Here is a 14,166-nt window from a genome sequence, read left to right as displayed (position 1 = left end):
CGATCCTAAAATATCCCTTTAGATGATAAGCGTTCCGCCCGGGGTCTGCCGTCATCATCCCGGCATACCTGGTGGAGGACCGCACAAGGGTTTTATCCCGGCGGATCGATGTGCCGGCCATGCGCTACTATCCTGCAGGAGCAGACCTCCCCTCCCCGCACGAGGTCAACCTGGTCGTTGAGGAGGCGTTCAGGGAATACGGGGATGGGCGGGCCCAGATGCCGCCGAAGATCTATGTGACCTTTGAAAAGGGGGATTTCAGGACGATGCCCGCGTACCTGCCTGGCATCGGCATGGCGGGCGTCAAAATCGTCAATGTCCACCCGGAAAACCCGAAGATCGGTCTGCCGACAGTGATGGCCCTCACCGTCATCCTCGACCCCGCCACAGGGATGCCTGATGCGGTCCTGAATGCCACGGCCCTCACCGACCTGCGGACAGGTGCGGCCGGTGCCATTGCCGCACGCTACCTCTCCCCGAAACGCCGGATCGTCCTCGGCGTCATCGGGAGCGGGAGACAGGCCGCCGCCCAGATAAACGCGATCGCCGACGTCCTGGAGATCACGGAGGTCAGGGTCTGGAGCAGAACCCCTGCGAATGCGGAGGCCTTCTGCCGCCGGTGCGAGGGCCATACCTGCGAGGCCGTCTCCCTCGAAATGGCCTGCGACGTCGACGTCATCGTCACGACGACGCCAGTCAGGACGCCGATCATCAGGTCAGAGTGGGTCCATGAGGGAACGCACATCAATGCCATCGGTGCCGACGCACCCGGCAAGGAAGAACTCGACCCGGCTATCCTCCTCCGCTCACGCGTCTTCGTGGACGATCCCACACAGGCCCTTCATTCGGGCGAGATCAATGTGCCGGTCTCTTCCGGACTCTTCACTGCGGAGAGGATCGCGGGCACTCTCGGGGAGATCGTCTGCGGGAGAAAAAAGAGGGAGAGGAGAGATGAGATTACGCTCTTTGACTCGACAGGCCTTGCGATCCAGGACCTTGCCATCGCGGCCCTGGTGATGAAGACGGGGGACGGGATTGTCCTGCCTTTTCCCTGACTCACTCCTCTTTCGGGAGGGGCCGGGCAAACTTCTTCCAGACATCTTCCCTGTACACCGGCCCCGAGTTGTAGGTGCAGAAGGGGATCAGTCTGCCGTCTGGCGTGGCATAGTGGATGCAGCAGCGCTGGACACGGTCGATGTCGTAGTTGTAGTTGTCCATGAAGTGCATCGTGCCGATGAAGAGGGCGTTCCAGTGGAAATCGCGCAGGGCGTCGAAGTTCTGGGACACAAGCGTCTTCCCGAGGAGCGTCCAGAACTGTGTCGCACCGCCGTGTTCGCCGTTCGATGCGGAGACGCTCATGTCCCTGACGCCCTCGATGAGCGCCCGATACTTGTTGATGGTCCCGCCGTCCTTCAGCCTGTCTGTCATCGTCCTGATGGCCTCGAAGAACCCGTCGACGTCGACCATCTCGTTGATCGGGACAAGCCCTTCCTCGGTCACAAAGACATAGGTGGCGGCGCCGCAGTGCTGGTGGGTGGTGAACCTGACCTGCGGCTTTCCGGTGTACGTCTCGACGAGATCGGAGATCGGGACGACGCAGGGGACGGGGTAGAGGTAACTCTTCTTGATGATGCCGCCGGTCTGCTCTTCGATCTTCTCGGCAAGGTCGGGGATGGTGATACGCTCTCTTTTGATGTCGTCCTCGCTTGCGGCACCGGTGAAGGCCACCGGCTGGAAGTTGACGCCCCGCACGACCTGCACGCGGTCTGCGGCAAACCCGAGGATTGCGCCGATCTCATGGTCGTTCCTCCCATTGATGATCGTCGGGACAAGCACGACGCCGAGGCCGACTTTCGCGCAGTTTTTCACGGCATTCAGGCTTGCCTGAAGGATCGGGTTCGTCTCCAGGGTGACGCCGTCGAAGTGAAGATAGACGGTGCTCAGGCCGGCTTCCCTGAGTTCCTTCGCATATTCGGGATCCATTGCGATCTTGATCCCGTTCGTCGCGATCTGGACCTGCGAGAAACCGAGTTCCTTTGCCTTCCTGATGATATCGAAGAGGTCGTCGCGCATCGTCGGTTCGCCGCCCGAGAACTGGATGGCTGGCGTGGGGACCGGCTTTTCACTCCTGAGCATCTTCATCATCTCGACGACCTCGTCGAAGGATGGTTCGTAGATAAACCCGCATGCCTGTGCATTGGCGAAGCAGAAGTCGCAGTGGAGGTTGCAGCGGTTTGTCAGGTCGATGTTGGCAAGGAGTGTGGTTGACCTGTGGCCAGAGCAGATCCCGCAGTTTGCCGGGCAGGTGTCGGGTACGGTCTCTTTCTGGGGGTTGGAGACACCGTTTCCCATCTCCTCGAATGCATCGAACCTCCTGTACATCTCTGCATCCGACCAGTAGAGATGTTTCGCCTCTCCGTGCTCCGGGCAGGTGCGGGAAATCCAGACCTTCCCGTCCTCCTCGCAAATGTCTGCGTCAAGCACCCTTTTGCAAATGGGGCAAAGACTCTTGGTTTTTTTCAGAAGCATATCTCATCCACCGGCATATCTTTACAATAGCGTTTCATATATTGGTTACCTGCGCCATACAGTGATGACACAATGTTTAGAGCGAATTGAGATTTAAACTTAAGTAGAAATTGTGGGGAGAATAATTATTATTATCGATTCGATTATATCAAGTCTGGTCGTGGCGATCTGGGTGATGTTGCCTGCCTATGTGCCTAATTCGGCCGCTGCCGCTCTTGGAGGCGGTGCACCGGTGGACATGGGGAAAACCTGGAGCGACGGCCGTAGGATCCTTGGCGACGGTAAGACCTGGCGTGGTTTTGTCCTCGGGGTCGCATGCGGTGTCGCCGTCGGTATCGTTCAGATTGTGGCGAGGGACGCCTTCGGGCTCTCCTCTCTCCCCGAGCATACGCTCATAACAGTGTTCCTCCTTGCCTTCGGGGCGCTTCTTGGCGATATGGTAAAGAGTTTTATCAAAAGGCGGCTTGGAAAGGAGAGTGGAGAGGAATGGCTCATCGCCGATCAGTACGACCTCGTTGCCGGATCTCTCGGCCTCTTGCTTGTCTTCCAGTATGGCTGGGTCGTGGAGAACGTAACCCTCGGGGTCTTTGTCTGGATTATCATCCTCACTCCCCTCCTCCACCGTGCTGCAAACATCATCGGATATCTCATCGGAGTGAAGAAAGTACCATGGTAAAAGAAATTGCAGAACTGCTCAAGGACCACGGGGCCATCGAGATCGGGGACTTTGTCCTGGCATCCGGGGCACGAAGTTCCTATTATCTCGACATCAAGACGGCGATCACCGACCCCGCTCTCCTCCGCCGGATAGGCGAGGCATTTACAGAGGGGTTCGTGTTCGATGTCGTCGCGGGCGTTGCGGTGGGTGCGGTGCCCCTTGCGGTCGCCACCTCCCTTGCATCGGGAAAGCCGTACGCCATCATCAGGAAAGAGCAGAAAGACCACGGCAAAAGCGACCTCGTCATCGGCGACGTGAAGGGGAAGGCGGTCCTCCTTGTCGAGGACGTCACCACCTCCGGGGGGTCCGCACTATTCGGGGTCAGGGTGCTCAGGGATGCCGGAGCACGGGTCGTTGCCGTGGCCTCGGTCGTGGACCGGGAGAGCGGGGCGTCCGATGCATTTGCACATGAGGGCGTGCCCCTCGTCCCGCTGACGACGGCCTCTGAGATGATGAACCTGTAACCATTTATGGGGGAGAGGCATATAATGATGGACATGAAGATTCTTGTTGTGGGCGGTGGCGGCCGGGAGCACGCGATTGCACGGGCCCTATCCTGCAACAGTGGTGTAAAACTCTATACGGCAATGGCCCGGCATAACCCCGGCATTGCGTCTCTCTCTGAGGGCGTTCTCCTTGAAAAAGAGACCAATGTGGGGGCTGTCGCGGATTTTGCAAAGAAGAGTGGTGTCGACTTTGCCATCATCGGGCCCGAGGCACCACTCGAGGCCGGCATTGCCGACACTCTCCAGGAACAGGGTGTCCCCTGTGTCGGACCGACGCGGATGGCGGCACGGCTTGAGACGGACAAGGCGTTCTGCCGCACCATGATGGAGAAGCACGGCATCGCCGGGTGTCCGCACTACCGCGTCTTCCAGGATCCCGGGGAGGCCTGCGAGTACATCGACGCCTATGACGGCGACCTTGTGGTCAAACCGATCGGTCTGACCGGTGGAAAGGGAGTCAAGGTCATGGGCGAGCAGGTGGACCGCGAGGGTGCGAAGAAATATGCCCGCACTCTCCACGGCGGCGTCGTCCTTGAGGAACGGCTTATCGGCGAGGAGTTCACCCTCCAGGCTTTTGTCGACGGGAACCACCTGGTGCCGATGCCCCTTGTGCAGGACCACAAGAGGGCGTACGAAGGGGATACCGGCCCGAATACCGGGGGAATGGGAACCTACTCCCTTGAAGACCATCTCCTGCCCTTTGTGACGCCGTCAGACTACCGCGATGCCCTTGAGATCATGCGGAACGCCGTTGCGGCGATGATCGCTGAGGGGCAGCCGTACCGCGGCATCCTGTACGGTCAGTTCATGAACACGCGGGACGGCCCGAAGGTCGTGGAGTTCAACTCGCGCTTCGGCGACCCCGAGGCGATGAATGTCCTCTCCCTCATTACGAGCGATTTTGCCGAAGTTCTCTGCCGGATCATCGACGGGACGCTCTCGCCCGCGCATGTAGACTTCGCAAAGCAGGCGACGGTCTGCAAGTACCTCGTGCCTCAGGGTTATCCTGACACACCGGTCGCCGGAGCGCCGATCGAGGTCGGTGACTATGGCGATGCCCTGCTGTATTATGCGAATGTCGGCGAAAAGGACGGGAAGCTGATGACCCTCACCTCACGGACGATGGCCTTCGTCGGGGTCGGCGACAGTCTTGAAGAGGCCGAGGCAAAGGCCGAAAAGGCGGCGGCGTCGGTGAAGGGCGGTGTGTGGTATCGTCACGATATCGGCAAGACCTCCCTCCTCGACAAGAGGATTGCACACATGAAGGGGATACGATGAAGAAGGATTTTCTGACACTTCTTGACGCGGACGCCACCGAGATAGAGGAGATCCTCGACGAGGCAGAGAGGCTCAAAGCGCTCAGGGCAGAGGGTACCCCCCACCCCCTTCTGGCCGGGAAGAGCCTTGCCATGATCTTCGAGAAGGCCTCGACACGGACGCGTGTCTCTTTCGAGGCCGGGATGCACGACCTCGGGGGCCATGCCCTCTTTCTCAACCCCCACGACCTCCAGCTCGGCCGGGGCGAAATGCTCAGGGACACGGCGCGTGTGCTCTCCAGGTATGTCTCGGCCATCATGATCCGGGCCTACAAGCACAGCACCCTTGAAGAGTTCGCGAAGTATTCGTCGGTGCCGGTCATCAACGGTCTCTCCGACATCGCCCATCCCTGCCAGGTGCTTGCCGACCTCCTGACTCTGCGCGAACGCTTCTCCTCCCTGGACGGGCTGAGGCTTGCATGGATCGGGGACGGGAACAATGTCTGCAACTCGATGCTCCTTGCCGCGGCCTACACGGGCATGGAACTGAGGATCGCATGTCCTTCAGGATATAACCCCGACGCCGGGATCCTGGAGGAGGCCAGGGCGCGGGGCGCGAAGGTTGCATTCTTCTCCACGCCTGAAGAGGCGGCAGAGGACGCCCATGCCCTCTACACCGACGTATGGGTCTCGATGGGCAACGAGCCCGAGCGGGAAGAGCGCCTCAGGGCCTTCCAGGGCTATACGATCACCTCCGGCGTCGTGGCGCGTGCCGAACCCGACGCCGTGGTGATGCACTGCCTGCCCGCCCACCGCGGCGAGGAGATCGCCGAAGACGTGCTGGAAGGGCCGCAGAGCATTGTCTGGGACCAGGCCGAGAACCGTCTCCACGCCCAGAAGGCGCTTCTCGTCAAACTGATCCGGTGAACGGGGCCGCACCTCTGGGTGGCGACCGCGTTTTATCTTTTTTAAGTCAAAGATTTTCTCGACTGTTTTTAGGGTAGGCGGTTGAGCGGCATCCTCCACTGGGGGGCTGCCGCCCCCCAGACCCCCTGCTATTAGGATAGGGGTGGAGAGTAGTCTCCTCTTCAAAATGCAGGGTTTACCCATTCGAAGCCCAATCCTGAGCGGGGACGACCGGGGGGAGTCGAGAAAATCTTTGATTTTCGAGGTCCGGGGGCGGAGTCCCCCGGAGGGTGTGGTATGGGGGAAGGCAGTGGATCCGTGTTCACTCAGAGAGTTTCTCCAGAGCCTGATTTTCTCGTTAAAGCAGATCTATGATGCACCGTGGGCTGCAGATATTCGAGCCCCGCACCCCTTACCTGCAAAAAAAAAGAATTAGTCTGAGCCGATGAAATCCTTGACCTGTGTGACCATGTCCTTTTCCGCTTTCTGGATGACGTCCAGTTTGCCGCGGAAGGCGAGGAGGTTTCTCATGTCGCCGTCCATGTTTGCAAAGGAGAGCCTTTGCGGGCTGTCGACCAGTTCGACGTCGTACTTGCCGATGATGTCCCGGATCACGCTTCTCGGGACGCCCGGCGGGATGACCAGATCATAGAGTTCTTCTTCTGCCATTGGATTGCCTCACTTTCCTATTTTGATACGCCTGCCCATGATGCACGGTCCGCCTCTCACGCCGCCCAGGGGGTTCTTCGGTTTGCCGAGGGAGTTCATGCACCGCCCCATCAGGGCGGCGCCGCGTGCAAGCCCGTCGTCCACAAAGACCACATGATTTTGCGGGTCTTTGAAGAGGCCGCGGTCGGTGATACCGTCAAGGATATACTGCGGTTTTCTCCCTGATATCGCCGCCCGTCCGGTGAAACCGATGGAGGCGTTTTCCGGGACCATGGTGTGTTCGACCGCGACATCGATGAGTCTGAGGGCCATTCTGGCGCAGACGTGGTCGATCACATCGACGAGCAGTCCTTTGCCGTACTTCTCATAGATCTCTGCACCAATCGTATTGAGTGCTCCGGTTTCGCTCCCGTTCACCCCGACATCGCACCCGATCAGGGCGACTCCCGAGTCATGGGCGACCTTCGCGCTGACCGGCACCCGGCCGAAACGGTCGCGGTCGGACGGGACGATCCTGATGTCGATGTGACGGTGTGCCTGTTCCACATAGTCCTCGACGGTTGCCGCACTCCTCCCGATCCGCGACAGCCCCTCGATGACACTTTTGTCGCCAAACATGTCGAGGGCCGTGCCTGTCCTCCCCTCGACCTGGCCGGTCCCCCTGACGATGGAGTCGGGGATCGCCCCTGCAAGGCCGCAGAAGTTTCCGATAGTCTGGGCAAAGGGGTTCTCGGCCGCGGCGTCGACGTCAGAGGTGATCCTTCCATCGAGGGTCGTCCCGAAGTCTATCGAGAGACAGGGGTTGCGGAAATCCACCGACGTGCTCTTTGCGCCTTCCTTGATCCCGGCCATCGCGAGTTCGCCCTCCATCTCGTTGGCGACCATCTCGACCCCCGAACTCCCGACCGGGGGGATCACGCCGGCGACCGCCCCGACAAAGACGACCTTGTCGGCAAAACTGTAGTGCTGCAGTTTTTTTGTGAGGTTTTCCTTCGACATCGGGGGCGTCATCTTCTTTGGCGGGACTCCCGCGGCAAGGCAGCCATTGGCGAGAGCGATCACGAAATCGCCCACCTGGTCAGGGGAGTCCATGGCGGCGACGACGCCGGTGCTCCGCACCACAAAGTCGAGGTCGTCCTTGATCGAGAGACCGGCCTCCTTGTGGCACTCGATAAGGGTGTCCCGCACCAGTTCGGTGACAGACTCGCGAGTGAGTTCTGTGCCGTCGAGGGTTGCGCCGAAGACATCTTCCCCGGCTTTTGGCGGCCTGACGTCGCGGCTCATCTTCACCGTCTTGTTGATGACATAGGTCATGCCGGTGTCGAGGTCGGTGCCGGTGAGGATACATTTCGTCGTTGTGTTCCCCATCTCGACCGATGCGACGATGAAGTACGGTTTGGTCTTGTATTCAGGGACCACCATCCCGGCGCCGTGGGAGATCGAGGGTGGCGGGATACTTTCCACGATATACGGCTTTGGTTTGAAAAAGCGGTCCAGAAAACGGGCGCACATGGATCTTATCTCTCCTCCTGAATTGTTTATATCTTTCTGTCCGTGTGTTCACTCTTCTGTCCGCAACCCGGCAGGGATGCGGAGATCCGGGCGATGCCTCTCAGGACACGGTATCCTGAAGCGGTGAGTTCGTACTCGCCCCGTTCGTACCTCTGGGAGATCAGGCCTGCGCCTTCCAGTTTTTCGAGGTGGAAGAGAAGGTTTCCTCCCCGTAGGCCGGTGATCGCGGAGAGGCCCGAGAAGGTGCGGGAGTCCGTGGCGAGTTCCATCAGGATGCCGAGGCGCGGGATGCTTGCTGTGGGTTCGAGCACCTTCTTTACCGTCTCCTCCACCGATATCGATCCGATGGAGGGATCGTCTTCCCGTTCCCTGAGGATCCCGAGAGACCCGGCAATCTCTTCCTGTTTGTCGAGTATTCTGGTCGCCTCCTCGAAGCAGGGGGTGCAGGTTGGTTGTGCCTGTTTTTTGAGTTCCCGGATCCGGCGGTGATAACCGGCCAGTGCCTCGCGGGTGGCCCGTCCGTCGGTGATCGTCCCGGCACTCTCCATGATCTCGCGGAAAAAGACTTCAAGGCACTTCTCACGCTCCGGGCATGCCCTGTCCAGTTCATGCTCAAGTCCTGCCCGTGCGCTCTCCAGGTGGGCGTCGATGGCGACCTTTCCGAATTCGCGTTGCATGGCGGCGATGAGGCCGGTGACCCCGGTCTGACTGCGCCCTTCAGAGAGGGCACGCACCTCTTCCCTGAGCGCCCTTACTTCGTCCCTGATTTCGCGCACAGGATCGTCTGGTGCGGTTGTGGGGCTTTCACCGCTATAGAATTCTGTATCTGGCATTCCAGAGTACACTTTTGTAACACGCAGGTATATATCTGCTGAGTGCGAGAGGGATATGATCATCATGGTCAAACTGGTAGACGAGATGAAAGAGGCTTTTTCGAAGGTCAGGGTCTTCCCGGTGGCGACCGCCTCGAAAGACGGCATCCCGAACGTTGTCCCGATCGGTTTCTGCATGCTCATGGACGACGAGACGATCTGGATCGCGGACAATTTCATGAAAAAGACCCTTGCGAACCTGAAGGAGAACCCGCATATCGCTCTCTATGTCTGGGGGCCTGAGATCAAGGGCTGTTTCCAGTTGAAGGGCGATGTGACGGTCCTCACCGAGGGCGACGACTTCCAGAAGATGCGGGAGATCGTCCTGGCCAAGATGTCCCAGGCGCCTGCAAAGAGCCTGATCGTCATGAAGATCACGGAGGCCTACTCCTGTGCTCCCGGACCGGGCGCGGGGGAGCGGATCCACCTCTACAACCCCTGATCTCGTGCCCGAGATCTTCCTTTTTTGCCTGCCACCCGTCAGGTTCATCTGCATGAGGGCCAGAGAGGGGTATGGTTCCTATGGTGAAACTGACACCTGAGATGAAAGAGGCCTTTTTGAAGGCGCCCGTCTATCCGCTTGCGACCGCTTCGAAGGACGGCGAGCCGAATGTCGTTCCGATGAAGTCGGTCTGGCTTGTCGACGACGAGACCGTCTGGATCGCCGACAACTACATGGAAAAGACCCTTGCAAACCTGCAGGAGAACGCGAGGGCGGCGATATTCCTCTGGGGCCCGGAGACGAAGGGGTGTCTTCAGGTCAAGGGGGACACCGCGGTCCTCACCTCTGGCCCGGACTACGAGAAGATGCGGGCGATGGTGAAGGCGAAGTCGGAGAAGTACCCGGCCAAGTCCCTGATCGTCTTCAAGGTCACCGACGTCTTCACCTGCTCACCCGGAGACGGGGCAGGGAAGAAGATGCTGTGAGGGGATCGCCTCTCTTTTTTTCGTGAGACTCTGTGCGGCCGGCGACGACAATGGATCGCTGTGGGATCGAATTGCAGGCCCACACATGGCCGCACCTCGTTGTCCCTCATCGGGAATTTCCTGTTCTCTCTTCCCCGATCCTATCCTGATTCGGGGGTCCGGTGGCGTAGTCCGCCGGCGGCAGTATGGGGAAGGCAGTGGATCCGTGCATCCGTGCATCCTCTTGAGGGTCCACTCCCTGAACCCCCTTCAAAAAAAAGAAAATTTATTCCTTCCTGATCTGCTTCAGCAGGCGGGCCTGCATGCCGAAGTACTTCGAGACGCCCACCGCATCGCACTGGTCGATGGTGTGGGAGTCGAAGGAGACCAGGTCGCTTGAATAGAGGGCCATCGGCGAACTCCGCCCGGCGACATGGACGCTCCCCTTGAAGAGGACACAGTCCACCGTGCCTGTGACGCGCTCCTGCGTCGTGTCGATGAAGGCGTTGAGGGCGGCATAGAGGGGCTCGTGGACCAGGCCCATGTACGCCATTTCAGACCACTTCTCGTCGACGCCGTGCTTGAAGGAGAGTTCCTGCCGGGTCAGGACGAGACGTTCGAGGTCGTGGTGGGCGGTGAGGAGGACGGTCGCGGCCGGGTGCTCGTAGTTCTCGCGGGCCTTGAGGCCGAGGATGCGGTCCTCCATCATGTCGTTCCTGCCGACGCCGTGGCGGCCGGCGATGACGTTGAGCTCGCGGATCAGGTCGCCGCCCTTCATCGCCTTCCCATTGAGGGAGACGGGCACGCCCTGCTCGAAGCCGATCGTGATCGTCTCGGGCTCGTCCGGTGCGTCCTTCGGGGAGACGGTCCAGGCATAGATCTCTTCAGGCGGGTGGAAGGCAGGGTCTTCCAGCTTGCCGCCCTCAATGCTCCGGGACCAGAAGTTCTCGTCGATGGACCAGGGCTTCTCCTTCTTCACCGGCACCGGGACGCCGTGCTCCTCGGCGTACTCGATCTCCCACTCACGGGTGAGGTTCATCTCGCGGATCGGGGCGACGACCTCGAAACCGTTCGCGCGGAAGATGAAGTCGAAGCGGAGCTGGTCGTTGCCCTTGCCCGTGCAACCGTGGGCGATGGCGACGGCATTCTCCTTCTTCGCGATCTTCACGATCTCCTCGGCGATGAGGGGCCTGGCGAGGGCGGTGCCCATCGGATAGCCCTCGTAGTTCCCGTTCGCCTTGATCGCGCGGAAGATGTGCTCCGCGACGAAGGCGTCCTTCGCGTCGATGGTGTAGTGGTGGTCGGCGAGCCGCTCACCCTTCTTCGACCCCTCCTCGATCTCATGTGCAGGCTGGCCGACATCGACGACGACGGTGACGACCTCGTCGTAGCCGTAGTGCTCCTTGAGGAGCGGGATGCAGATAGACGTGTCAAGACCGCCAGAATAGGCGAGTACAACTTTTCCCTTTCCCATTGCTGATGCTCCCATGATGAAATGGTATGCAGATACCTACTACCCGTTGGTCTTCCCAGACTTTTAAATCTCTGGACAGGGGAATGCCCTGTGGTTCCCGGCCGTGCGTCTCCGCGGAATGGTCTGTCGCCCCGCTGGGAGAGCGCTGTCTGTCCCTCCTCCGGAGAATGACAGCAAAAAATCGTTGAGGGGGCCGGTTTCCCGGACCCTATGCTGTGACGTTAATGAAATTGACCTTTGTCTCGTTGTCCATCTCGTCGATGTCGGAGACCGTCAGGTTCACCGTGTACAGCCCCGGCGACTCGTAGGTGTGTGTCGGGTCGGGCTCTGTGGAGACGTTCCCGTCCCCGAAGACCCAGGCCCAGGATAGAGGCGTGCCTGTCGAGGTGTCGGTGAAGTTCACCTCCAGCGGGGCCGTGCCGTTCAGGGGTTCGGCCGTGAAGTTTGCCCTGAGCGGTGCCGAGACATTGATGTAGTCGGTTCTCTCCAGGGAGGAGAATGCCGTTCCGTCAGAGACTGTCAGGTTCACCGTGTACAGCCCCGGCGTCTCGTAGGTGTGTGTCGGGTCGGGCTCTGTGGAGATGTTCCCGTCCCCGAAGGCCCAGGCCCAGGAGATGGGCGTGCCCGTCGAGGTGTCGGTGAAGGCCACCTCCAGCGGGGCGGTGCCGTTCAGGGGTTCGGCCGTGAAGTTCGCGCCGAGTGCAGCCGGTGGTGTCGGCGTGGTCGTCACCGTGAGGCGCGCCTTCCCGGTCTCAAGGACATAGTCCTCAAGTCCGGGTCCCACGACCTGCGCACCGCCGAGGACGAGGTCGCTCTGACCGCCGGCGTCCCCGCGCACCGTGATCCTGCAGAGGGTGATACTCTCTGTCCCCGGATCGGTGCCGCCCCGGATTCCGGAAACGACAATCGAATCGGCAGGCACCGGCGAGACCATGAACCTGGTACCCAGCCATTTGGGCATCTCGACCTTCACGATCTCGCCCACGCGGCGGTCGGTGAGGTCGATGGCCAGCGAGTAGAAGGCGACGCCCTTGTCCGCCCTGTCCATCACCACGTCGAAGGTCCTGTTCTCCCCTTCAGGGAATGCGGACTCCGCGGGAATGAAGGAGAGGTTCGCCTGAAGGTGTTCCTCGCTGACGGTGATATACCCGGTCTTTGTCTCGGTGTCGCTCCTCTTCCCGTCGGAGATGGTCAGGGATACGGTGTACGTCCCGGCCCTGGTGAAGGTGTGGACGGGGTAACGCTCATTCGACTTTGCCCCGTCCCCGAAGTTCCAGGACCAGGTCGTCGGCCCGCCGGCAGAGCGGTCGATGAACTGCACGGTCAGGGGTGCGGTGCCGCTCCGCGGGAAGGCTGCGAAGTCTGCATAGAAGGGCTGCGACGGCGGAGGTCCGGGCGGTTCCTTTCCAAGCTTGAGGATGAAAGCGTCGAGAGAGCACCCTGTGAAGAGGGTCGGTCCCTTGCAGATCCCGCTCTCCCCGCCGATCGCGTATCCCCCGTCTTCGGTCAGGATGATCGCGTGCGGGTCGTTCTCAAGCAGGCCGAGAGAGTAGAAGTCCTGCCATGTGATCTCTCCCGTCTCATTCGTCCTTATGAGGTAGATGACGTTCTGGGGGTTTGCCACCGGGTCGAAGTGGCATGCAAGGACAAAGCCCCGGTCGGAGGTTTCGACAAAGTCCTCGGCCCAGAAAGCCTGCGTGCAGGTGGTGTTGTAGAACCGCGACCATGCGGCCTCGCCCTCGGCGTCGGTCTTGATGAGTGCTGCGCCCGCCGTCTCAGGCCGCTCGAAGACGGTCTTGCCCGTGAGGGCGTATCCGCCGTCGGCGGTCTGGAGCACCTTCACGGCCTGGAAGTCTCCCTTTGCACCCTGTGCGGGCCATTGCAGATCGCGCGCCGCATAATACTGCTCCCAGAGGAGAGCGCCGGTCTCGTTCGTCTTTCTCAGGAATGCGTCCACGGTCCCGTTGACCGGGTCGGCAGATGTGCCCGCGACCAGATAACCTCCGTCGTCGGTCTGGAGGACCGAGTACCCGGCGTCGTCATACATCCTCAGGAACCGTGCCGACCACTCCACCTCCCCGGTCTCGTTGGTCCTGACAAGGTATGCCGCGCCCGGCCCGCTCTCCGGGTTGTCCCGTCCGGTCAGGACGAAACCGCCGTCATCGCAGACCCGGATGTCCTTCGCTTCTTCCCATGTGGGGCTGATGTTCCCGGTCGGTCCTGTCCAGAGTGGCGTCCCCGCACTGTTGGTCCTGACCATCATCATGCCGTCGGCCTGCACGCCCCCGATCTCTGTCTGTCCATAGCCTGCCAGGATGTACCCGCCGTCCGGCGTCACCCGCACGGCGTTCGCCGTATCATAGATGCCATAGTCATAGGTCCTGTTCCAGAGGACGGTGCCGTTTCTGTCGGTCCGCAGCAGGAGCATGTCGCTCGTCGTGCAGTTCTGCTCCTTCCCGGCAAGGACAAAACCGCCGTCGCCGGTTTCCTGGAGGCCGTTGCCAAAGTCGTTCAGCCCTGAGTCGAATGTCCTCTCCCAGAGGACGTCGGGCATGCCTGTTGCCGCGGCCGTCCCGGCCAGCATGAGCAGCAGCGGGATGGCGATACAGATCGCCAGAGGGCGATGTGCCCTCTTATCCTTTGATCTATCTTTCATTCTGTCCCTCCTTCTTTTCTGGGGGGTTATGACGAATGGAGCGTGAAATATGCCGCCCCTACGGCCGGGCATAGGGGATGAAAAATGATAAATCTTGCGCTGTGTCCGGAGGCAAAATTGTGGAGATTATGCCGTCATTCTGATTATGGGTGCAGATTACCT

The 14,166-nt window shown here is 60.4% G+C and carries 13 protein-coding genes; 7 read left to right on the top strand and 6 right to left on the bottom strand.

Annotation, left to right across the window (positions count from 1 at the left end; translation table 11 throughout):
* The first annotated feature begins 119 nt into the window (after positions 1-119).
* Entirely contained in the window at positions 120-1,055 is a 936-nt protein-coding gene (locus BP869_RS01295) for an ornithine cyclodeaminase family protein (protein ID WP_342677381.1), read from the top strand.
* Position 1,056: 1 nt separating this feature from the next.
* Here the strand turns inward: BP869_RS01295 and tes are convergent, their stop codons facing one another.
* Positions 1,057-2,529 (bottom strand): tetraether lipid synthase Tes, encoded by a 1,473-nt coding sequence (gene tes, locus BP869_RS01290; RefSeq protein ID WP_342676169.1) that lies wholly within the window; start codon positions 2,527-2,529, stop codon positions 1,057-1,059.
* Positions 2,530-2,704: 175 nt separating this feature from the next.
* Between tes and BP869_RS01285 the strand changes: the two genes are divergently transcribed.
* From BP869_RS01285 to argF, 4 genes are read left to right on the top strand one after another with little or no spacing between them, the layout of a single operon-like run.
* A complete protein-coding gene (locus tag BP869_RS01285) occupies positions 2,705-3,205 on the top strand; it encodes a CDP-2,3-bis-(O-geranylgeranyl)-sn-glycerol synthase (RefSeq protein WP_342677379.1) in 501 nt (166 codons plus the stop codon).
* A complete protein-coding gene (gene pyrE / locus BP869_RS01280) occupies positions 3,199-3,711 on the top strand; it encodes an orotate phosphoribosyltransferase (protein WP_342676167.1) in 513 nt (170 codons plus the stop codon). Before BP869_RS01285 ends, pyrE begins: the two co-directional genes overlap by 7 nt.
* Before the next feature lie 27 nt (positions 3,712-3,738).
* The gene (purD, locus tag BP869_RS01275) at positions 3,739-5,031 is read left to right on the top strand and encodes a phosphoribosylamine--glycine ligase (protein WP_342677377.1); all 1,293 of its coding nucleotides are present in this window, start codon (positions 3,739-3,741) and stop codon (positions 5,029-5,031) included.
* Entirely contained in the window at positions 5,028-5,936 is a 909-nt protein-coding gene (gene argF, locus BP869_RS01270; RefSeq protein WP_342676165.1) for an ornithine carbamoyltransferase, read from the top strand. The genes purD and argF overlap by 4 nt, the downstream gene beginning before the upstream one ends.
* A gap of 411 nt (positions 5,937-6,347) precedes the next feature.
* On the opposite strand, the gene BP869_RS01265 is transcribed toward argF, so the two are convergent.
* From BP869_RS01265 to BP869_RS01255, 3 genes are read right to left on the bottom strand one after another with little or no spacing between them, the layout of a single operon-like run.
* Positions 6,348-6,584: a hypothetical protein gene (locus tag BP869_RS01265; RefSeq protein WP_342676163.1), complete on the bottom strand. Its 237-nt coding sequence runs from the start codon at positions 6,582-6,584 to the stop codon at positions 6,348-6,350.
* A 9-nt stretch (positions 6,585-6,593) separates the two neighbouring features.
* Positions 6,594-8,096 carry a methanogenesis marker 14 protein gene (locus BP869_RS01260; protein ID WP_342676161.1) on the bottom strand — a complete coding sequence of 501 codons (1,503 nt, stop codon included), beginning with the start codon at positions 8,094-8,096 and terminating at the stop codon, positions 6,594-6,596.
* A gap of 26 nt (positions 8,097-8,122) precedes the next feature.
* Positions 8,123-8,872 carry a winged helix-turn-helix domain-containing protein gene (locus tag BP869_RS01255; RefSeq protein ID WP_342676159.1) on the bottom strand — a complete coding sequence of 250 codons (750 nt, stop codon included), beginning with the start codon at positions 8,870-8,872 and terminating at the stop codon, positions 8,123-8,125.
* 121 nt (positions 8,873-8,993) lie between these two features.
* Here BP869_RS01255 and BP869_RS01250 point away from each other — a divergent pair, with 121 nt between their 5' ends.
* Together BP869_RS01250 and BP869_RS01245 are read left to right on the top strand one after the other, a co-directional pair.
* Positions 8,994-9,410, top strand: a complete 417-nt coding sequence (locus tag BP869_RS01250; protein WP_342676157.1) for a pyridoxamine 5'-phosphate oxidase family protein — start codon at positions 8,994-8,996, stop codon at positions 9,408-9,410.
* An 80-nt stretch (positions 9,411-9,490) separates the two neighbouring features.
* The gene (locus BP869_RS01245; RefSeq protein WP_342676155.1) at positions 9,491-9,895 is read left to right on the top strand and encodes a pyridoxamine 5'-phosphate oxidase family protein; all 405 of its coding nucleotides are present in this window, start codon (positions 9,491-9,493) and stop codon (positions 9,893-9,895) included.
* Positions 9,896-10,160: 265 nt separating this feature from the next.
* Here BP869_RS01245 and BP869_RS01240 read toward each other — a convergent pair whose 3' ends face one another.
* Both BP869_RS01240 and BP869_RS01235 read right to left on the bottom strand, forming a co-directional pair.
* Complete coding sequence (locus tag BP869_RS01240; RefSeq protein ID WP_342676153.1) at positions 10,161-11,348, bottom strand: argininosuccinate synthase; 1,188 nt, start codon at positions 11,346-11,348, stop codon at positions 10,161-10,163.
* Between the two features lie 208 nt (positions 11,349-11,556).
* Positions 11,557-14,004: a PKD domain-containing protein gene (locus BP869_RS01235; protein WP_342676151.1), complete on the bottom strand. Its 2,448-nt coding sequence runs from the start codon at positions 14,002-14,004 to the stop codon at positions 11,557-11,559.
* Positions 14,005-14,166: the final 162 nt, after the last annotated feature.

The sequence above is a fragment of the Methanofollis sp. UBA420 genome, from assembly GCF_002498315.1.
In the GTDB taxonomy this organism is placed as follows: domain Archaea; phylum Halobacteriota; class Methanomicrobia; order Methanomicrobiales; family Methanofollaceae; genus Methanofollis.
The sequence above is the reverse complement of the archived record's forward strand: the minus strand, read 5'-3'. Positions and strand labels throughout refer to the sequence as shown.